The 19,930-nt window shown below is 63.4% G+C and carries 23 protein-coding genes and 1 pseudogene; 16 read left to right on the top strand and 8 right to left on the bottom strand.

Translation table 11 applies throughout. From position 1 onward, the window contains the following. Window positions 1-160: 160 nt before the first annotated feature. The 8 genes from ffh (at window position 161) to V1288_RS11005 (ending at window position 6,181) form a co-directional block, all read left to right on the top strand. Window positions 161-1,708: a signal recognition particle protein gene (ffh, locus tag V1288_RS10970; protein ID WP_334357056.1), complete on the top strand. Its 1,548-nt coding sequence runs from the start codon at window positions 161-163 to the stop codon at window positions 1,706-1,708. 48 nt (window positions 1,709-1,756) lie between these two features. Then, a complete protein-coding gene (gene rpsP, locus V1288_RS10975; protein ID WP_334357057.1) occupies window positions 1,757-2,086 on the top strand; it encodes a 30S ribosomal protein S16 in 330 nt (109 codons plus the stop codon). A gap of 19 nt (window positions 2,087-2,105) precedes the next feature. Then, on the top strand, window positions 2,106-2,624 hold the full coding sequence (rimM, locus tag V1288_RS10980; protein WP_334357058.1) for a ribosome maturation factor RimM: 519 nt from the start codon (window positions 2,106-2,108) through the stop codon (window positions 2,622-2,624). A gap of 104 nt (window positions 2,625-2,728) precedes the next feature. Next, window positions 2,729-3,460 (top strand): tRNA (guanosine(37)-N1)-methyltransferase TrmD, encoded by a 732-nt coding sequence (trmD, locus tag V1288_RS10985; RefSeq protein ID WP_334357059.1) that lies wholly within the window; start codon window positions 2,729-2,731, stop codon window positions 3,458-3,460. Between the two features lie 108 nt (window positions 3,461-3,568). Continuing rightward, window positions 3,569-3,949, top strand: coding sequence for a 50S ribosomal protein L19 (rplS, locus tag V1288_RS10990; protein WP_334357060.1), 381 nt, complete (start codon window positions 3,569-3,571; stop codon window positions 3,947-3,949). Window positions 3,950-4,194: 245 nt separating this feature from the next. Then, a complete protein-coding gene (locus V1288_RS10995) occupies window positions 4,195-4,329 on the top strand; it encodes a hypothetical protein (RefSeq protein ID WP_334357061.1) in 135 nt (44 codons plus the stop codon). Between the two features lie 74 nt (window positions 4,330-4,403). Beyond that, a complete protein-coding gene (gene leuC, locus V1288_RS11000; protein ID WP_334357062.1) occupies window positions 4,404-5,810 on the top strand; it encodes a 3-isopropylmalate dehydratase large subunit in 1,407 nt (468 codons plus the stop codon). A 161-nt stretch (window positions 5,811-5,971) separates the two neighbouring features. Next, window positions 5,972-6,181 carry a hypothetical protein gene (locus tag V1288_RS11005; RefSeq protein WP_334357063.1) on the top strand — a complete coding sequence of 70 codons (210 nt, stop codon included), beginning with the start codon at window positions 5,972-5,974 and terminating at the stop codon, window positions 6,179-6,181. Window positions 6,182-6,254: 73 nt separating this feature from the next. On the opposite strand, the gene V1288_RS11010 is transcribed toward V1288_RS11005, so the two are convergent. Together V1288_RS11010 and V1288_RS11015 are read right to left on the bottom strand one after the other, a co-directional pair. After that, window positions 6,255-6,884 carry a hypothetical protein gene (locus V1288_RS11010; protein ID WP_334357064.1) on the bottom strand — a complete coding sequence of 210 codons (630 nt, stop codon included), beginning with the start codon at window positions 6,882-6,884 and terminating at the stop codon, window positions 6,255-6,257. A 177-nt stretch (window positions 6,885-7,061) separates the two neighbouring features. Continuing rightward, window positions 7,062-7,352 carry a hypothetical protein gene (locus V1288_RS11015; RefSeq protein ID WP_334357065.1) on the bottom strand — a complete coding sequence of 97 codons (291 nt, stop codon included), beginning with the start codon at window positions 7,350-7,352 and terminating at the stop codon, window positions 7,062-7,064. Window positions 7,353-7,504: 152 nt separating this feature from the next. Between V1288_RS11015 and V1288_RS11020 the strand changes: the two genes are divergently transcribed. The 4 genes and pseudogenes from V1288_RS11020 (at window position 7,505) to V1288_RS11040 (ending at window position 10,433) form a co-directional block, all read left to right on the top strand. Beyond that, complete coding sequence (locus tag V1288_RS11020) at window positions 7,505-7,828, top strand: hypothetical protein (RefSeq protein ID WP_334361477.1); 324 nt, start codon at window positions 7,505-7,507, stop codon at window positions 7,826-7,828. A gap of 600 nt (window positions 7,829-8,428) precedes the next feature. Further along, entirely contained in the window at window positions 8,429-8,827 is a 399-nt protein-coding gene (locus tag V1288_RS11030) for a metallopeptidase family protein (protein WP_334357066.1), read from the top strand. 137 nt (window positions 8,828-8,964) lie between these two features. Further along, the gene (leuD, locus tag V1288_RS11035; RefSeq protein WP_334357067.1) at window positions 8,965-9,570 is read left to right on the top strand and encodes a 3-isopropylmalate dehydratase small subunit; all 606 of its coding nucleotides are present in this window, start codon (window positions 8,965-8,967) and stop codon (window positions 9,568-9,570) included. A 72-nt stretch (window positions 9,571-9,642) separates the two neighbouring features. Further along, window positions 9,643-10,433: pseudogene (locus V1288_RS11040) on the top strand (hypothetical protein). 60 nt (window positions 10,434-10,493) lie between these two features. Here V1288_RS11040 and V1288_RS11045 read toward each other — a convergent pair. Next, on the bottom strand, window positions 10,494-11,372 hold the full coding sequence (locus V1288_RS11045; RefSeq protein WP_334357068.1) for an HpcH/HpaI aldolase/citrate lyase family protein: 879 nt from the start codon (window positions 11,370-11,372) through the stop codon (window positions 10,494-10,496). A gap of 115 nt (window positions 11,373-11,487) precedes the next feature. On the opposite strand from V1288_RS11045, the gene V1288_RS11050 reads away from it, so the two are divergent. Further along, window positions 11,488-12,144, top strand: coding sequence for a carbonic anhydrase (locus tag V1288_RS11050; RefSeq protein ID WP_334357069.1), 657 nt, complete (start codon window positions 11,488-11,490; stop codon window positions 12,142-12,144). A gap of 65 nt (window positions 12,145-12,209) precedes the next feature. Here the strand turns inward: V1288_RS11050 and V1288_RS11055 are convergent, their stop codons facing one another. Beyond that, complete coding sequence (locus tag V1288_RS11055; RefSeq protein ID WP_334357070.1) at window positions 12,210-13,244, bottom strand: aspartate-semialdehyde dehydrogenase; 1,035 nt, start codon at window positions 13,242-13,244, stop codon at window positions 12,210-12,212. A 117-nt stretch (window positions 13,245-13,361) separates the two neighbouring features. Here V1288_RS11055 and V1288_RS11060 point away from each other — a divergent pair, with 117 nt between their 5' ends. Beyond that, on the top strand, window positions 13,362-14,156 hold the full coding sequence (locus tag V1288_RS11060; protein ID WP_334357071.1) for a hypothetical protein: 795 nt from the start codon (window positions 13,362-13,364) through the stop codon (window positions 14,154-14,156). Window positions 14,157-14,373: 217 nt separating this feature from the next. Next, window positions 14,374-14,757 (top strand): hypothetical protein, encoded by a 384-nt coding sequence (locus tag V1288_RS11065; protein ID WP_334357072.1) that lies wholly within the window; start codon window positions 14,374-14,376, stop codon window positions 14,755-14,757. A gap of 127 nt (window positions 14,758-14,884) precedes the next feature. Here the strand turns inward: V1288_RS11065 and V1288_RS11070 are convergent, their stop codons facing one another. Further along, entirely contained in the window at window positions 14,885-15,529 is a 645-nt protein-coding gene (locus V1288_RS11070) for a DapH/DapD/GlmU-related protein (RefSeq protein ID WP_334357073.1), read from the bottom strand. Window positions 15,530-15,660: 131 nt separating this feature from the next. Then, window positions 15,661-16,773 carry a 3-isopropylmalate dehydrogenase gene (gene leuB / locus V1288_RS11075; protein WP_334357074.1) on the bottom strand — a complete coding sequence of 371 codons (1,113 nt, stop codon included), beginning with the start codon at window positions 16,771-16,773 and terminating at the stop codon, window positions 15,661-15,663. Between the two features lie 230 nt (window positions 16,774-17,003). On the opposite strand from leuB, the gene V1288_RS11080 reads away from it, so the two are divergent. Then, window positions 17,004-18,194 (top strand): YbfB/YjiJ family MFS transporter, encoded by a 1,191-nt coding sequence (locus tag V1288_RS11080; protein ID WP_334357075.1) that lies wholly within the window; start codon window positions 17,004-17,006, stop codon window positions 18,192-18,194. A 146-nt stretch (window positions 18,195-18,340) separates the two neighbouring features. Here V1288_RS11080 and V1288_RS11085 read toward each other — a convergent pair whose 3' ends face one another. Both V1288_RS11085 and V1288_RS11090 read right to left on the bottom strand, forming a co-directional pair. Then, window positions 18,341-19,126, bottom strand: a complete 786-nt coding sequence (locus V1288_RS11085) for a molybdopterin-dependent oxidoreductase (protein ID WP_334357076.1) — start codon at window positions 19,124-19,126, stop codon at window positions 18,341-18,343. A gap of 17 nt (window positions 19,127-19,143) precedes the next feature. Continuing rightward, on the bottom strand, window positions 19,144-19,773 hold the full coding sequence (locus tag V1288_RS11090; RefSeq protein WP_334357077.1) for a cytochrome b/b6 domain-containing protein: 630 nt from the start codon (window positions 19,771-19,773) through the stop codon (window positions 19,144-19,146). Between the last annotated feature and the right edge of the window lie 157 nt (window positions 19,774-19,930).

The following is a 19,930-nucleotide window of genomic DNA, read 5'->3' on the forward strand; positions in this document are numbered from 1 at the left end:
GGAAAGATTTTCTTTTCGACCCGCCGCCCGGCCCACGAGACCGGAGGCCAACGCCCGACAGCGCGGTGCGCCCTCGGGCGCGAAAGTGTTTGGAATGCCCTTATCCTGAGAAGCCGCGACGCGGCGTCTCGAAGGATGGGACAGAAACGGGACAACGGCATTGTTCGACAATCTGTCGGAAAAGCTTGGTGGGATACTCGATCGGCTGACGGGCCGCGGTTCGCTGTCGGAGGCCGATGTCGACGCCGCGATGCGCGAGGTGCGCCGCGCGCTGCTGGAAGCCGACGTTGCGCTCGAGGTCGTCAGAGGTTTTACCGATCGCGTCCGTGAGCAGGCGGTCGGCGCCACCGTCGTCAAGTCGGTCACCCCCGGCCAGATGGTGGTCAAGATCGTCCATGACGAACTGGTCGCCACGCTTGGCGCCGACGGCCAGACCATCGATCTCAACGCCGTGCCGCCGGTCGCCATCATGATGGTCGGCCTGCAGGGTTCCGGCAAAACCACCACAACGGCAAAACTCGCCCGCCGCATGACCCAGCGCGACAAGCGCAAGGTGCTGATGGCCTCGCTCGACATCTACCGCCCGGCGGCGATGGAGCAGTTGGCCGTGCTGGGGCGCGACCTCGACATCCCGACGCTGCCGATCGTGGCCGGCCAGAAGCCGGCGCAGATTGCGAAGCGCGCGTTGGAGGCCGGCAAGCTCGGCGGTTACGACGTGGTGCTGCTCGACACCGCCGGCCGCACCACGCTCGACGAAGAAATGATGAGCGAGGCGGCCGAGATCAAAGCCACGGCCAACCCGCATGAAGTGCTGCTGGTCGCGGATTCGCTGACCGGCCAGGACGCGGTCAATCTCGCGCGCGCCTTCGACCAGCGCGTCGGCCTCACCGGCATCGTGCTGACGCGCGTCGACGGCGATGGCCGCGGCGGTGCGGCGCTGTCGATGCGCGCGGTCACGGGAAAACCGATCAAGCTGATCGGCACCGGTGAAAAGACCGACGCGCTGGAAGATTTTCACCCGAGCCGGATCGCCGGCCGCATCCTCGGCATGGGCGACGTGGTGTCGCTGGTCGAGCGCGCGGCGGCGAATATCGACGCGGAAAAGGCCGCGCGTACCGCCGAGCGGATGCGCAAGGGCCAGTTCGACCTCACCGACATGCGCGAGCAGTTGCTGCAGATGGCGAACATGGGCGGCATCAGCGGGTTGATGGGCATGATGCCCGGCGTTGCCAAGATGAAGAATCAGATTGCCGCGGCCGGGATCGACGACAAGATCATCAAGCGCCAGGTCGCCATCATCGATTCGATGACGCGCGCTGAACGCAAGAACCCCGACATCCTGAAAGCCAGCCGCAAGAAGCGCATCGCCGCCGGCGCCGGCCAGAATGTCGAGCAGGTCAACAAGCTCTTAAAGATGCACCGGAACATGGCCGACATGATGAAGGCCATGGGCTCGGGCAAGCGCGGCCCGCTCGCCGGCATCGCCCAGGCGATGGGCTTTGGCGGCGGCATGAAGCCGCCTTCGCCGGAAGAGATGAAGGCGCTCGCGGACAAGATGCAGGGCGGCGCCGGAGGCGGCCTGCCGAATTTGCCGAAGGATCTTCCCGCCGGCCTGCGTCAGGGATTGCCGAATCTGCCGGGTCTTACCGGCCTGAGCGGCAAGCCGAACCTGCCCGGCCTCGGCGGCTTTCCGGGGAAGAAGAAATAATCGCGACCAATTCACCAATACGAACCAACTCACACTCAGGAGAACCAAATGTCAGTCGTTATCCGCCTTGCTCGCGCAGGCACCAAGAAGCGCCCGGTCTATCACGTCGTCGTCGCCGACTCGCGCTTTCCCCGCGACGGCCGCTTCATCGAGCGTCTTGGCCATTTCAATCCGCTGCTGCCGAAGGACAACGAGTCGCGGCTGAAGCTCGACATGGACAAGGTCAAGGCATGGCTCGCCAAGGGCGCGCAGCCGTCGGACCGCGTGACGCGCTTCCTGGATGCCGCCGGTATCGTCAAGCGCACCGCGCGCAACAACCCGGAAAAGGCCGTGCCGCGCAAGGAGCGCAAGGCCGCCGAAGCCGCCGCGAAGGCGTAAGGCGCAGCGGCGCACGACGGTGAAAACACCGATTTGCGTCGCTCGTATCGGCGCCGCGCATGGCGTGCGCGGCGCAGTGAAGCTGTGGACGTTCACCGAAGATCCGCTGGCCGTAAAGCATTACGGCCCGCTGATGACGAAGGACGGCACGCGCCAGTTCGAGGTCACGCATGTCCGCGAGGCCAGGGATCATCTGGTGGCGACGCTGAAAGGCATCGCCACCCGCGAGGACGCCGAACGGCTCAACGGCCTCGAACTCTACGTCGCGCGCGAAAGACTGCCCGAGACCGACGACGACGAATATTACCACGCCGACCTGATCGGACTTGCCGCGGTCAATGCCGCGGATGAGCCGCTCGGCCGCGTGATTGCGATCCATAATTTCGGCGCCGGCGACATCATCGAGATCGCGCCCGCGAAAGGCCCGACCATGCTATTGCCGTTCACCAATGCGGTGGTGCCGACGGTCGATCTCACAGGCGGCCGCGTGGTGATCGAACTGCCGCAGGAAATCGAAGGCGACGAAGCCCGCCCCTGACTCGTCATCGCCGGGCTTGACCCGGCGATCCATACTTCGAAGAAGGTGGATACGCGGGTCAAGCCCGCGTATGACGGCCTGAGTTCAACCGCGATCCCTTGACCATGACCTGGCGCGCTACCGTCCTCACGCTCTTCCCCGAGATGTTTCCCGGGCCGCTCGGCGTCAGCCTGGCCGGCAAGGCGCTGACATCGGGCGTGTGGGCGCTGGAGGCGCGCGACATAAGAGACTCCGCCACCGATCGCCACCGCAGCGTCGATGATACCCCGGCCGCCGGCGGCCCGGGCATGGTGCTGCGGGCCGACGTGCTGGCGGCGGCGATCGACGCCGCGAATACCGGCCAAGGCAACAGCAAAGATCGCCCGCGCCTCTTGATGAGCCCGCGGGGTCGGCCATTGACCCAGTCGCAGGTTAAGGAGCTGGCCGCCGGGCCCGGCCCCCTGATCGTCTGCGGCCGGTTCGAGGGGGTCGATCAGCGGGTGATCGAGGCGCGGAACCTCGAAGAGGTCTCGATCGGCGACTATGTGCTGTCGGGCGGCGAGATCGCCGCGATGGTGTTGATCGACGCCTGTGTGCGGCTTTTGCCGGGCGTGATGGGCAAGCAGGCCTCGGGCGAGGACGAAAGCTTTTCCGAAGGACTACTGGAATACCCCCAATATACCCGCCCCCAGGAGTTCGAGGGCCGCGGCATCCCCGAAATCCTGATCTCCGGCGACCATGCCAAGGTGGCGGCCTGGCGCCGGGCCGAGGCCGAAGCCCTGACCCGGGCGCGGCGGCCGGACTTGTGGGCCGCGAGGGGCGGCCAAAAAGGCACAAAAAGCACGACAGACGGGTGACAAGCGCGGCCCGATGCCTTATACGGGCGCCAAATCCGCACACGCGCAGGATAGATGGACGTTTGCGCAGCCCCCGAAAGGCTGGGCGCGCCGCCGATGGAGATTTCAATGAACCTCATTCAGCAGCTCGAAAAAGAGCAATTCGAAAAACTGTCGGCGACCAAGTCGATCCCGGAATTCGGTCCCGGCGATACCGTGATCGTCAACGTCAAGGTGGTCGAAGGCGAGCGCACCCGCGTGCAGGCCTATGAAGGCGTCTGCATCGGCCGTTCCGGCGGCGGGCTCAATGAGAGTTTTACCGTCCGCAAGATTTCCTACGGCGAAGGCGTCGAGCGCGTGTTCCCGGTGATGTCGCCGATGATCGATTCGATCAAGGTGGTGCGCCGCGGCAAGGTTCGCCGCGCCAAGCTGTATTACCTGCGCCAACTGCGCGGCAAGTCGGCCCGCATCGTCGAGAAGCAGGACCGTCCGACCGCCGTCGGCGAGTAATTTTTCCCGAAAGGGATGTGACGAAAAGCGCGGGGTTTTGCCCCGCGCTTTTTTGTTGCCGGGTACCTATGTAGGGCTCGCGGCTCGTTCCTCGGTCGTCATGCGCGGGCTTGACCCGCGCATCCATCAGGAAGGAAGCGTTCTTGCCCGGAAGGATGGATTGCCGGGTCAAGCCCGGCAATGACAGACCGGCCCCACCCATCGATCGATTGTCGCGATGGCGGAGCCTGTGTTAGAAATTCAGAATGGTTCTAGATCGTACCAGCGCCGCCTTCGGCACCGCCCAGCTCGTCGTGATCGACGATCGCTCGCGGCTGCCCGGCCGCTTCTTCGGACGGTTCGCGACGTCGGCGACGTCGGAACTTGCGCGCGCAGCTTGACGCTGCGCTGACGTCCGTTGCTTGCGCGTTTCGCGCTTGACCGCTCACACAGAATTCTTTTGGAGCTGACGCTCATGTCCAAACCGACCACGCTGTACGACAAGATCTGGAACGACCATCTGGTGCACGAAGCCGAGGACGGCACCTGCCTGCTCTATATCGACCGCCATCTGGTGCATGAGGTGACCTCACCGCAGGCGTTCGAAGGCCTGCGCGCGACGGGGCGCAAGGTTCACGCGCCGGAGAAGACGCTGGCCGTCGTCGATCACAACATCCCGACCACCGACCGCTCGAAACCCAATCCCGATCCGGAAAGCATCGAGCAGATGCGCGTGATGGCGGAAAACGCCAGGGAATTCGGTATCGAATATTACAACGAGCACGACAAGCGCCAAGGCATCGTGCACGTGATCGGCCCCGAGCAGGGCTTTACGCTGCCGGGCACCACCATCGTGTGCGGTGACAGCCACACCTCCACCCATGGCGCGTTCGGCGCGCTGGCGCACGGCATCGGCACGTCAGAAGTCGAGCACGTGCTGGCGACGCAGACGCTGATCCAGAAGAAGGCCAAGAACATGCGCGCCGTGGTCGACGGCAAATTGCCCGACGGCGTCACCGGCAAGGACATTATCCTCGCCATCATAGGCGAGATCGGCACCGCCGGCGGCACCGGCTATGTGCTGGAATATGCCGGCGACGCGATCCGCGCGCTCACCATGGAAGGCCGCATGACGGTCTGCAACATGTCGATCGAGGGCGGCGCCCGTGCCGGCCTGATCGCGCCGGACGAGAAAGCATTCGAGTTCCTGAAGGGCCGCCCGAAATCGCCGAAGGGCGCCGACTGGGACGCCGCGATGCGCTATTGGGAAAAGCTGCGCTCCGACGACGGCGCACATTTCGATCACGAGATCCGGCTGGACGCGGCAAAGCTGCCGCCGATCGTGACCTGGGGCACCTCGCCCGAGGACGTGGTGTCGATCACAGGCTTCGTGCCCGATCCCGACAAGATCGCGGACGAGGCCAAGCGGCTGTCGAAGCACCGCGCGCTGAAATATATGGGCCTCGCGGCGGGAACGAAGATCACCGACATCAAGCTCGATCGCGTCTTCATCGGCTCCTGCACCAACGGCCGCATTGAGGATCTGCGGGCGGCCGCAAAGGTCGCCGAGGGCAAGACCGTCAACGCCCACGTCAACGCGATGATCGTGCCGGGCTCGGGCATCGTGAAGGAGCAGGCGGAAGCCGAAGGCCTCGACAAGATCTTCATCAAGGCCGGCTTCGAATGGCGCGAGCCGGGCTGCTCGATGTGCCTCGCCATGAACCCCGACAAGCTGGCGCCGGAAGAGCGCTGCGCCTCGACCTCGAACCGCAATTTCGAGGGCCGGCAAGGCTTCAAGGGCCGCACCCATCTGGTATCACCCGCGATGGCGGCGGCCGCTGCGATCGCCGGGCACTTTGTCGACATCAGGGAGTGGCGCTAACGTGTTTTCAAGCGAACCGGGCGCCGGTTCGCGTGAAGAAAACGCGTCAAAACAAAAAGTCCCCCTCCTTTGCCTAGATAGCGAAGCGTTCTGGCAACGCGGCGTTAACAGGCAGAGCGCAGAGTGGTCCCTTGCGAAGCGCTTTCGCGAGGGACCTGGCCGTGACGGACAAGCCTGAATTCGTCGATATGATCAGCGAGCTGACGCGCCAGTCGCGCCGCCGCGTCATGCCGCGCGTCGTCGATCTCCCAACATCGCCCAAGGATACCTCGCGCCTCAGTCACTGGCCGCCGGAACATTGGGCACAGTGGCGAATGGAAAAGCTGACGCCGTGGAAGATCAAGCCTTGGGAAGGCAAGGATTGGGATTGAGCAAGGCCGTATTTCTCTTGCTGCCAAACAAAACAGGCGCCCATCCGGGCGCCTGTTTTGTTTCAACCTGATCTTACCAATACCGGTAACCGTAATAGCGGTGGCGCCACCACGGACGATATTTGCAGATCTTGCGCGGCCCGTAGTAGGTCCAGATCACGCGGCAGTAGCGATGCCGGTAGCCATAATAGTAAGGATAGCTGTAATAGGCCGGCGCGTAATAGAAGCGCCGGTGGAAGTGACGCCGGTGGTGATAGAAATGAGGCCGGTGATAGGCGTGGCGGTATGCGTAGCGATAGCCGCTGCCATGAAAGGCCGGCGCCGCGCGAAAACCGCCACCTCGGAACACCGGCGCTGCGCGAAAGCCACCGCCGTGGATCGCACCGCCTCTGAACCCGCCACCATGAAATGCCGCGCCGCCGCCGCGGAAGCCTCCACCATGAAACGCGGCGCCGCCGCCCCTAAAACCTCCGCCGTGAAACCCGCCGCCGCCACCACCACGGAAACCACCGCCGCCACGGCCGCCATGTTGAACCTCGGTCGCCAGACCGTCGGTTGCATATTTTACTGACGGAGCCGCGCCGGGACTTGCAAGCGAGAGCGCCTCGGCGCGCTGTTGTGAAGCCGCCGCGAGCGCCACTACCGCCGCAGCCGTAATGCCCAGACAGCGGACCAAGCCGCGTCCGGGATCCGATATCGACATGGATGAATCCTCCCTAACCGACGACGGCGCGCCCTTGAGCCGCTCTGCGGCTGGTCCCCGTCGCGTTTCCTTTGCGGTCGCTCCCAACATGACATTAGAGACAGGCACCTGAACCCGCCATGAATGCGCTGTGCATCAAGATGAACGAACGCACCGCTGAACACTCGTTCTGGCGCTTCACCAGAACGGCCCAAACCCGATGCCGAAGGTGAATGGCGCCGGCTCGTAATAGGGATACGGCCGATAGTAGACCGGCCGGTTGTAATAGTAGGGACGATAATACGGCCGATAATAGCCATAGTGCCGATAGTAGCGCCTGACGTAGCGGCGTGCGCTGAAATCGGTTGCACCAGAAGTGCCGGCGGTTTGCGCCTTCGTCTGCGGCGCTGCAGCGGCCGGATTGATCGCTGCCGGTCCGGCAACCACGAGCGCACCTGCGACAACGGCTGCCCCGATCAGGCTCTTCATGACGGACTCCTCTTGCTGATCACGATGCAGAGATATCGGACAGCAATGTCGCCAGTTTCAAGGCAACGCCAAAAATCGAAACAGGCCCGCAATGAACGGGCCTGCTCGATCGCTGCGCCAAACTGTCGCTGTTACCAGCGATGCCAGTGACGATGATGGTGATGATGATGGTGGTGATGCCAGCGATGCCACCGATGATGGTGATGGTGCCGCCAATGCACTTCCGTGGTCGCCAGCCTGGCGTCCTCCTGAACCGCCGCGGCGGCGCCGGGATTGCTGAGCGACAGCGCATTGGCGCGCTCGGCCGGAGCTGCGAGCGCAAGCAACGCGCCAACGGCGGCGAGCGCAAAAACTTTCGTGACAAGAACTTTGAACTGCATGAATGGTCTCCTTGGGTCGGGGTGTCACGTCTGCGCCGAATCGCATCGCCGCAACGCTGCGCGCAATCTGACGCAAGTGAATTGAATGAGTTCTGAATGAATGCGCCACGAAGATGAACGGATGACGGCCGCGGTTGGCCGCAATCCTTGCGCACGAAATCGGCGCAGAACGCCGTCGCAGCTTCAGCGTGGAGTATCCGCAGAGTCGGACCCGACCCGCGTCGACGAAATGCGCGATAAAAAAATGTCGAGGATAAGGATCTAGCCCGGTGCGCCAGTAGCAGTTCATGCGCGGGGTGATCACCGTGCCGCTCGGCCGATACTCCTGCACGTAGTGCGCGGTGCAGTCGCGCACGGCATTGGGGCCGGGGTTGTAGCGCGGGTAGACGTCGGGCGCCCATTCCTGCCGATAGATCGGCACGCGCCGCAACGGCCGCCGCCGCTGTGCCGACAAATCCGTGACAACCGTCTTCGGCGCCGTCGCGACCCGCTGCTGCGGCGATGCCGTCTGCGCCTTCGCCATCGTCCCGGGGAGCAGGAGGCCGGCAAAAGCAGCCCAAATCGCGACCGTCACAATCCGCTTCATCTCAAGTCCACCCACGCCTGATATCCCCGTACGGTCCCCGATTGGCGCGCCGAGGTCAACTCCGCAAAACCAGTATGCGCCCGGGCACAACACACGCTAAATACGTCCTGATGTGGACCGAAGCAAAAGCCCCCTCGCTGGCCGAAATGGAAGCCATGGCGCATGAGGTGTTCGAGCGCCTGCCCAAGACGTTTCGAACCCTGTGCCAGGGCGTGATCATCCGCGTCGACGATTTTCCGACCGACGAGGTCCTGGACGAGATGCAGGCGCAAAGCGAGTTCGACCTGCTCGGCCTGTTCCAGGGCATCGGCCTGCCGCAGCAGAGCAACGACGACGTCGCCCGCCTGCCCAACATGGTCTGGCTCTACCGGCGGCCGATCCTCGATTACTGGGCCGAACATGAGGAAACGCTGGGCCATATCGTCCGTCACGTCCTGATCCACGAGATCGGGCATCATTTCGGGCTGTCGGACGCCGATATGGAGGCGATCGAGGCCAGCGCGGACTAAAGCGTTTCGGGCGAACCAGGGCCGTTCGCCCAAATCGCGCCAGAACAGGCGGCCTATGCGCAAATTGGCCTTTTGCGGGGGCCATATTCGCGATAAATCACTGGCCTTGCCCCCATTTCAACCGGGAAGTGCGATCGATGGAAAAGTTCACCACACTGGAAGGCGTCGCGGCGCCCCTGAAGATCATCAATGTCGACACCGACATGATCATCCCGAAACAGTATTTGAAGACCATCAAGCGCACCGGCCTCGGCAAGGGGCTCTTTTCCGAGCAGCGATACAAGGATGACGGCAGCGAGAACCCGGACTTCGTGCTCAACCAGCCGGCCTATCGCAATGCCAAGGTGCTGGTCGCCGGCGACAATTTCGGCTGCGGTTCCAGCCGCGAGCACGCGCCGTGGGCGCTGCTGGATTTCGGCATCCGCTGCGTGATCTCGACCTCGTTCGGCGACATCTTCTACAACAACTGCTTCAAGAACGGCATTCTGCCGATCCGCGTCACCCAGGAAGACCTCGACAAGCTGTTCGATGACGCCGAGCGCGGCGCCAACGCGACGCTGACCATCGATCTCGCCAACCAGGAGATCCGCGGCCCCGACGGCGGCAAGGTGAAGTTCGAGATCGATCCGTTCCGCAAGCACTGCCTGATGAACGGCCTCGACGACATCGGCCTGACCATGGAAAAGAAATCGTCGATCGACGATTACGAGGCGAAGGTGAAGAAAGAGCGCGCCTGGACCTGACCGGTGCTATCCGACCGTGTTACGAGAGCCCCGATCACATCGGGGCTCTTTTGTTGAGCGGAGGGGACGCGGATGCGGCCTGACGTCGTCACCTTCTGGCACGGCCCGCTCGATGGGCTCCGGCTGACCTGCCTGCGGTCGCAAGTCGCCGCAGGCCACAAGGTCACCGTCTACAGCTTCGATCCATTGCCGGGCCTGCCCGATGGCGTCGGCAATGCCGAGGCCGAGGCGATCCTGCCGCATTCGTTTTCCGAGCGGCTGCGCCCGCCCGAGCCGGACGGAAGCTGGCGCGACTGGACCATTTTGCAGTTCAGCGATTTCTTCCGGATGCGGCTGATGGCCGAGCGCGCCGGTTTGTGGCTCGACGCCGACGTGCTCTTGCTGAAGCCGATCGAGATCGATCCGGCCAAACCCTATTTCGCCTGGGAACGGCCGCGCGCCAGCTCGGCAATTCGGTGCTGTATCTGCCGTCGGACGATCCGATCGTGCTGGCGTTCGCGGATCTGATGGAGCAGGAGGATCTGACACCGGACTGGCTGGCGCTGCGTCATCGCCTCACCTTCATGCTGCGCCAGTTACGACGCCGATCGAGCCGTCTCTCCGATATCCGCGTCGCCATCTACGGCCCTGCCGCGCTGACCGCGCTCGCGCGCCGCTCGGGTGAATTGCAGCACGCGCTGCCGAAGCAGTCCTTTTATGCGGTTCACGCCGAACCAAAGCGGTTCTTCGAGCCAGCGGATTTTTCAGACCTGCTCGCCGATCCCGACATCGTCGGACTGCACATTTCGCCAAAAGGCCGCGGCGGCGAAAAACCCCTTCCGGGCAGCCTTTATGCCTGGGCGGCGGAGAAGTTCGACAAATAGCCGCGGCGAGCCACCTTCTCCCGCAAGGGGGGAGAAGGGAGGAAACGTCGAGCGTCGGCTTTAATGTCCCATCGCCGCGATCGCGTCGGCAATCGCGATCGTCCGCCGCGCCATGTCGGCGTGCAGCCGTTCCACCATCCGTCCGTCGAGCTGGATGGCGCCGCGTGAGGCGTTTTCCGGCTTTTCGAATGCCGCGATGATCTTGCGCGCCTGATCGACTTCCTCGGCCGGCGGCGTGAAGATCGCGTTGCAGGCATCGATGTGGCTCGGATGAATCAGCGTCTTGCCGTCGAAGCCGAGATCGCGGCCCTGCGCGCATTCGGTCGCAAAGCCGTCGATATTGCTGATGTCGCTGTAGGGCCCGTCGAGAATTTCGAGCCCGTGCGCGCGCGTCGCCAGGATGCAGTGCGTGATCATCGGGATCATCGCCGCGCGGCCCGGCTGCATGCGGATCCGCGTTTCGCGCGAGATATCATTGGGCCCGAACACGAAGCCCGCGAGCCGGGTTTCGGAATCCCGTGATGCCGCCGCGAGCTTGTCGGCATCCAGCACCGCGCGCGCGGTCTCGATCATGGCCCAGACCCGGATCGACATGTCGGCGTTGATGTCGCTCAGGCGGTTGGCGATGGCGTTGAGATCGGCCACGGTAGAAATCTTGGGAACCAGGATCCCGTCGGGACGGGCCTTGCCGGCCATGGTGACGTCATCGACCCACCAGGGCGTGTCGAGGCTGTTGACGCGGATCAGCACCTCGCGCTTGCCGAATCCGCCGGCCGCAATTGCCTTGGCGATCTGGTCGCGCGCGAGAGCCTTGGCGTCCGGCGCCACCGAATCCTCGAGGTCGAGAATGATGCCGTCGGCCGGCAGATTGCGGGCCTTTTCCAGCGCCCGCGTGTTCGATCCCGGCATGAACAACAGGCTGCGGCGCGGACGGATCATGGACTGTTCCTCGAGGCGTTTTGGGTTCCTCGCCCTAACATTTCAAACCGGGGTCCGAAAGCCTTGTTCCTGTCATCGGCTTATGGTTAGCCATGCTCGATACAGACAGGACACCATGGCTCCATTCCCGCAACATCTGCTCGACGGCTACCGGGCCTTTGCCTCGCAGCGGCTGCCGACCGAACAGACGCGCTACCGGGAACTTTCTGAACGCGGCCAGTCGCCCGCCGTCATGGTGATCGGCTGCTGCGATTCGCGCGTCTCGCCGGAAGTGATCTTCGACGCCGGCCCCGGCGAACTCTTCGTGGTGCGCAACGTCGCCAATCTGGTGCCGGTCTTTCAGCCGGACGGCGGCGCCCATGGCGTCTCGGCGGCACTCGAATATGCGGTGCAGGTGCTGCGCATCAGACACATCGTGGTGCTCGGCCACGCGCAATGCGGCGGCATCCGCGCCTTCATCGACGATATCGACCCGCTGTCGCCGGGCGATTTCATCGGCCGCTGGATGGCGATGTTCATCAAGCCGGGCGAAAAGGTCGGCCAGCGCGAGCATGAGACAAGGCAGGATTTCACGACGCGGATCGAGAAGGCCGCGGTGTTCCGCTCACTCGAAAACCTGATGACGTTTCCGTTCGTGCGCAGCCGCGTCGAGCGCGGCGAGATGGAATTGCACGGCGCCTATTTCGGCGTCGCCGAGGGCTCGCTGTTCGTGCTCGACCCGGAGGCGAAGGAATTTCGCAGTGTGGGGGAAGTGCAGTCAGCGGGCGAATAGCGAATGGCGAGTAGCGAATAAGGAAAAATTCCACTCGCCATTCGCTACTTCCCATTCGCCGAGGCTTACGCCGCCTTCTTCTTCGCGGTGATCAGCTTGCGGTTGATCAGGCATTCGGCGATCTGCACGGCATTCAGCGCGGCGCCCTTGCGCAAATTGTCGGAGACGCACCACAGCTCCAGGCCGTTCTCGACGGTGTTGTCCTCTCGGATGCGGCTGATATAGGTCGCGTCCTCGCCCGCCGCCTCGTAGGGCGTGACGTAGCCGCCGGGCTCGTGCTTGTCGATGACGAGGCATCCCGGCGCATTGCGCAAGATGTTGCGCGCTTCATCGGCGGTGATCGGGTTCTCGAATTCGATGTTGACGGCTTCCGAATGGCCGACGAACACGGGCACCCGCACGCAGGTGGCGGTCAGCCTGATTTTGGGATCAAGAATCTTCTTGGTCTCCATCATCATCTTCCACTCTTCCTTGGTGTAGCCGTCCTCCATGAAAACATCGATATGGGGAATGACGTTGAAGGCGATGCGCTTGGGGAATTTCTTGTTGATCAGCTCGCTGTTGGTGTAGACGGCCTTGGTCTGCGAGAACAATTCGTCCATCGCATCCTTGCCCGCACCCGAGACCGACTGATAGGTCGCGACCACGACGCGCTTGATGGTGGCCTTGTCGTGCAGTGGCTTCAGCGCGACCACGAGCTGCGCAGTCGAGCAGTTCGGGTTGGCGATGATGTTCTTCTTCGTGAAACCGCCGACCGCGTCCGCGTTCACTTCCGGCACGATCAGCGGCACGTCCGGGTCCATGCGCCAGGCCGAGGAATTGTCGATCACGACCGCGCCGGCGGCGCCGATCTTCGGCGACCATTCCTTCGACACCGAGCCGCCCGCCGACATCAGGCAGATGTCGACGTCGGAGAAATCGTAGTGCTCGAGCGCTTTGACCTTCAGGGTGCGGTCGCCATAGGATACTTCGACGCCGACGCTGCGGCGCGAGGCCAGCACCACGACCTCGTCGGCGGGGAATTTGCGCTCGTCGAGAATGTTGAGCATTTCGCGCCCGACATTGCCGGTCGCACCGACGACAGCGACTTTGTAACCCATCGTTCACTCTCCGAGGAAAAATGCCGCCCCGCCGCGTCAAGCGGAAAGGGGGAAGGCAGCGCTTCTATGCGAGAAACGCCGATATGACAACGTTTGACGGTTGCGTTTGGGCGTTTGATGCATGCGTTTCCGGCCGGTTCGGCCAGTTCCCACTATACGCTGAGAATCCGGCCGGCGCTGGCAAGCTTCGTGGACGAGGTCTGCGGCACGCTGGCACGGCTCTGCGCCTACCTGATGACGCTGGCGCTGATGGCCATTTGCGGTATCGCGCTATGGCAGCATTTGCCCGATTTGTCAGATGCCATGGCGATAGAGACGTCGCCCAAAGACGGCTGGAGCCTGGCCGCGCGGCCGGTGCCGGCGTTTGCCGTCAGTCAGTTTGTTTTTCCAGGTAAAACAGAGATTTACGAGATTTTTCGGCATCCTGAGGGCGGCCGCAAGGACATCTTCCACTGGAGCGGCGCTGCCGGCATGCCGGTCGCCCAACTCGAGATCTATCGGCCGGGCGGCGAAATCGACCAGGTCGGGCCCCAGATGGGTCCGAATGATACGCGCGAGCTGGAAGCCGCAGGAATCGTCGATAGCAAGTTCGGCACCGTATTCCTGTTCCGTTCAACCGGCGGCACTGAGACCGCCCGCGTCTGCCCCCGATTTTTCAAACGCATTGACGATTCCGGTTTGAAAATCTCCGGCTGGTCATGCCTTGGCGAGGATTTGCCGGCACGACGCACCGCGATCTCCTGCATGCTGAACCGGCTGGTCCTGCTTTCGGCCGGCAACGATACGAAACTGGCGCAATTGTTTGCCCATGCCGAGATCAGGCGTAGCGATTGCGCCGCCTCCGGTGCGCCGGCGCTGTCGGCCGATTGGCTGACCGGCGCCGATAACCCGCACCTGCGCGGCGCCCAGTAATCCCCGGTTGAGGGGCGGGCTTCCTGCCTGCCCCTCACGATTGTGGCAACAACCAGCCAAGACACTGGTTTTCATGAAACTTCTTCGCTTCGCACCGCATTATTCCGCTGCGGTGTGGCGCAATTGACCTAGCGACGATGGTGCTGCCATGGCTACAATGCCTGCAATCAGATTTGGCGATCCGCCAGCCGTGAGGGCGGACAATGACGAGGATGCAATGACCCGAAAATTCCCTGCTGCGAGCAAGCTCGCGATGTCGCTTGCCGCGGCCGCCCTCGTCGCGGTCAGCGCGACCTCCGCCAGCGCCCAAACCAAGCAGCAGCGATATGACCGGGATGGCCGCCCCTATTACGGGGCGAGCGGTCCGAACCGGGTCTACCAGCAGGGCCCGCGCACCCGCGTCTACGTCACCACGCGCTCCTGGCTCGATGCCGGCACGGAAGTGTTGCCGGGCGACCGCAAGTTCCAGGACTACGCCTTCCCGCCGGATCTTGGCTATCCGACATTTGCCCGCGAAAACCTCAATCGGCCGATCGACCGCCAGCCGCTCAACCCGCCGTCGGACATGGGCGGCTATCCGCAGCGCTTCCCGCTGTATTGATTTCGATCGAATAGCGACGCGTCGTCCCTGCGGAAAGCAGGGACCCATACGCTGCGGCTTCTCGATTCAGCGGCGAAGCCCGGATGGAGCGAAGCGCAATCCGGGCTACGCCCCTTCCGCCTTCGTTCTACCGGCCGGACGCAAGCGCCGGGTCGTAGCGCTCGCAAAACTGCTCGATCGCTTCAGAACGGAAATCGCCGAGGCGTTCGAAGATGATCTCGTCCGGCCAGTTCCACCAAGCGATGCGGCCCAGGCTTTCCGCGACCGAATCGGGAAAGCGCTGGCGGATCGGGTGCGCCGGAACGCCGCCGACGATCGTATAGGGCGGCACATTGCGACTGACGACGGCGCCCGCGGCAATCACCGCACCGTCGCCGACCGTCACGCCCGGCAGCAGGATGGCGGCATGCCCGATCCAGCAATCATTGCCGACGATCACCCGGTCGCTGTGACGCTCGGAAAAGAAATCGCGGTCGCGCGTCGCCGTCGCCTCGTAATACTCCGGGCAATAGGTGAAGCGATGCTGCGACGGACGCCCCATCGGATGGTTCGGCGCGCCGATCCGGACCGAATTGGCGATCGCCGTGAATTTTCCGATCACGGCGTCCGCGACCTCGCAATTCTCCCCGAGATAGGAGTAATCGCCGAGCGAGGCATATTCGATGCGCGTGTTGCACAGGACTTCGCAACGCCGGCCGATCTGCGCCTCGCGCAGCCGCACCGTTTCATGAATGATCGTTTCCGCGATCTTGGGTCGATGCGATGCGTCCATGAGACGATCCCGATGATGTCGTCAGCAGACGACGTAGTAGCCCGGATGGAGCGAAGCGCAATCCGGGTCTATCTCGCAAGTGGTTGGACTCCCGGATTTCGCTTCGCTCCATCCGGGCTGCGATACTACGTCTACGCGTGCAGCTTCTGCAATTCCTTGAGGATCGCCTCGCCCATCTGCGTGGTTGAGGCAGCCGTCGTACCCTCGGACTTGATGTCCGCAGTGCGCAGACCGCTGGCGAGCACGGCAGCAATCGCCGCATCGACCTTGTCGGCCAGCGCGCCCATGTCGAAGGAATAACGCAGCGCCATGGCGAACGAGGAGATCATCGCGATCGGATTGGCGAGGCCCTTGCCCGCGATGTCAGGCGCCGAGCCATGCACCGGCTCGAACAGCGAGCGGCGCTTTTTGGTCTTGGCATCGACTTCGCCGAGCGAGGCCGAGGGCAGCATGCCGAGCGAGCCTGTCAGCATCGCCGCGATGTCCGACAGCATGTCGCCGAACAGATTATCGGTCACGATGACGTCGAACTGTTTTGGCGCCTTCACCAGCATCATGCCGCCGGAATCGGCGAGCTGATGCTCCAGCGTCACGTCCTTGTATTCGCGCGCATGCACCTGGGTCATGACCTCGTTCCAGAGCACGCCGGATTTCATGACGTTGCGCTTTTCCATCGACGTCACCTTGTTGCGCCGCTTGCGCGCCAGGTCGAAGGCGACGCGGCCGATGCGCTCGATTTCATAGGTGTCGTAAACTTGGGTATCGATGGCGCGCTTCTGGCCGTTGCCGAGATCGGTAATGGTCTTCGGCTCGCCGAAATAGACGCCGCCGGTCAACTCGCGAACGATCATGACGTCGAGGCCTTCGACCGCCTCGCGCTTCAGACTGGAAGCATCCGCCAGCGCCGGATAGCACACGGCGGGGCGTAGATTGGCGAACAGGCCGAGATCCTTGCGCAGCCGCAACAGGCCGGCCTCGGGGCGTACCTCGTAGGGCACGCTGTCCCACTTCGGGCCGCCGACCGCACCGAAGATGATGGCGTCCGCGGCCACGGCCTTGGCCATGTCGCCTTCCGAGATCGACACCTTGTGCGCATCGTAGGCGGAGCCGCCGACCAGCCCCTGCTCGGTCTCGAATTTGGCGATCCCCTGCTTGTTCAGCCAGTCGATCAGGCGCTGCACCTCCCCCATCACTTCGGGGCCGATGCCGTCGCCGGGGAGAAGCAGCAGTTTATGGGTCGCCATGGTCGTTTACCTCCAGTTCGTCATGGCCGGGCTTGTCCCGGCCATCCACGTCTTGTGTGCGTTGGCAGTAAGACGTGGATGCCCGGCACAAGGCCGGGCATGACGGAAAATGAGAAATCCGGGCGGAGTGCTAGAGCGGCATTGCACGATTGGCAAGACACCATTGCGGCCTCGCCGCCTGTGCAATCCGCCGCTGGCCTGCCACAATACCGGCCCGCCGGAGAAATTCCTTGCACGCCCCCGACCGTCCCGCGAGTTACGCGCATCCCGCACGGCTGATCCTCATCCTGTCGCTGGCGCCGACCGTCGGGCTGGGCATCGGCCGCTTCGCCTATGCGCTGGTGCTGCCGGACATGCGCGACAATCTGGCGTGGTCCTATTCCGCGGCCGGGTTCATGAACACCATCAACGCGGCCGGCTATCTCGCGGGCGCGCTGCTCGCCTCGCAAATGATCCGGCGTTTTGGGCTCGCCGCTTCGGTGCGATGGGGCACGCTGGCCTGCGTGCTGTCGCTGGCGCTCTGCGCCCTATCGGGCAATTTCTACGTGCTGAGTTTCGCCCGTCTCCTGGCCGGCATCGGCGCGGCGGCAGGCTTCGTCGGGGGCGGCGCGCTGGCAGCGACCATTGCGCAATCGCGCCCCGAACGGGCGAACTTCCTGCTCAGCCTGTTCTATGCCGGCCCCGGAATCGGCATTCTGGCGTCCGGACTGATCGCGCCCTTCGTGCTGCAGGGATTTGGGGCAGGCTCATGGTGGATCGTCTGGTGGGCGATGACCGCCTTGGCGGTCGTCATGACGATCCCTGTGCTGCTCGCGCCGCTGCATGACGGCGCGACCGCTGCCGCGGCCACAACGGCTAAATTCGCGATTGCACCGGTGCTGATCTATCTCGCCGGCTACTTCCTGTTCGGCGCCGGCTATATCGCCTACATGACCTTCATGATCGCCTATGTCCGCGATGCCGGCGGCGGCGCTATGGCACAGAGTGCGTTCTGGAGCCTGATCGGCCTAAGCGCGTTCGTGACACCGTGGGTGTGGCACCGCGTGCTGGCGCTCGACCGCGGCGGGCTCGCCACCACGATCATCCTCGGCGTCAACGCGGTCGGCGCGGCGATGCCGATCTTCGGTCACTCGGTGTGGCTGCTCGCAATATCGGCGCTGGTGTTCGGCGTCGCCTTCTTCGCCGTGGTCGGCTCCACCACCGCTTTTGTGCGCTTCAACTATCCGCCGCAGGCCTGGTCGACGGCGATTGCAGCCATGACGATTTCATTCGGTATCGGCCAGACGCTGGGGCCGATCGTGGTCGGTGCGATCACGGACGCGGTCGGCAGCCTGTCGTTCGCCCTGAACGTCTCGGCCGCGATGCTGGCACTGGGCGCGGTGCTGTCGGCGTTTCAGAGGAAGGTGGGGCACAAACCGTAGCCGTGAAGCGTTGTCGTCCCTGCGAACGCAGGGACCCATAACCACAGGGCTCAGTTGGGGAGCACCAGCTAACTCCAGCGCAAAATATCAAGATCACGCGGTATGGGCGCCCTGCGTTCGCAAGGGCGACGATGGAGTTGGGACACTCAACTCCCGCTGAACGAATTGTACCCCTGGTCTTCCCAGAAGCCGCCCTTGTAGTCGTTGGTGACTTCCATCGACATCACGTATTTCGGATTCTTGAAGCCGAGCTTGGTCGGCACCCTGATCTTCATCGGGAAGCCATAGGCACGGGGCAGGATCTCGTCGCCGAACTTGAACGTCATCTGGGTCTGCGCATGCAGCGCGGTCGCCATGTCGAGCGGCGAATTGTAGCCGTCCTTGTCGGCGCACTGGAACCAGACATATTTGGCGCGCGTATCGGCGCCGACCAGTTTCAGGAAATCGCGCAGCGGCGTGCCGGTCCAGCTTCCGATCGCGCTCCAGCCCTCGACGCAGATGTGACGCGTGACCTGCTTGACCTGCGGCAGTTGATAGAGCTCTTCCAGAGTCCAGGATTTCTTGTTTTCGACCAGGCCGCGCACCTCGAGCTTCCAGCTCTTGCCGTCGACATCAGGCGCGTCTTCGAGGTCGTAATAGGCGTTGAACGGGAATGGCTTGGTGATGTCTTTCTCCGAGAATGTCGGCGCCATCGCATGGGGGTTGAAGATCAACGCCTGGACGCCGTCATTGAATTTGGAGACCTGCTTCAGCATCTCCTCGGCCGAAAAACTGTCCGTCACGTCGCAGCCGGTCAGCAGCGTCAGCGCGCCGAGGCTCGCGCCACCCGAGATGAAGCGCCGGCGCGTCAGATCCGGCATGGTCTTGATCGCGTCCCTGACGAGCAGCGTCTTGTCGACGCCGGGGATCAGGAGCTTGCGCATGCGGCCCATGGTCATACTCCCTTGAATTAGCGGCCGATGATCATGGCGCGCAGGCTCTTCGGCACCAGAAGGGCGAGCGCGACATGAACCACCATAAAGGCGACGATACCCGCCATGCAGAAGAAATGGACGTAGCGGGCTGCATCATAGCCGCCGAACAGCGCCGTCAGATATTGCAACTGCACCGGCTTCCAGATCGCCAGGCCCGACAACACGATCAGGACGCCGATGACGATGACGCCGGCATAAAGCAGCTTCTGCACGTAGTTATATTTCGTCAGATCGTCATGCGACAGCTTGCCGGTCAGCGCCGCTTTCGTATCCGAGATCACGCCCTCCGGCGTGATCGGCAGCAGCTTCTTGCGGAAGCGGCCGGTGACAAAACCCAACACCAGATAGATCAGGCCGTTGACCATCAACAGCCACATCGCGGCGAAATGCCAGAGCAGCGCGCCAGCGAGCCAGCCACCCAGCGTGATGCTCGGAGGGAAGCGGAAATCGAACAGCGGCGAGGCATTGTAGATCTGCCATCCCGACATGATCATTAGGACCATCGCGAAGGCGTTGGTCCAATGCAGCGCCCGCACCCAGGCCGGCTGGATGACCTTTGCCTTGGTTGAGGTGGCTTGCTCGTCGCTGACTGTGACGGCCGACATGGCTCTTCCCCGCTTGCAATTCGCTGTCAATTATACGCCCGGAACCGGGTTTTCGTTACTGCTGTGACGCTATCAGATCGATGCCTGGTGCGTATCGAATTCACAAAAAAGCGAGCCGGGTTGCCCCGGCTCGCCAATCCACACGCCCTGTTGGGAC

It is taken from the genome of Bradyrhizobium sp. AZCC 2176 (assembly GCF_036924645.1).
Classification (GTDB): domain Bacteria; phylum Pseudomonadota; class Alphaproteobacteria; order Rhizobiales; family Xanthobacteraceae; genus Bradyrhizobium.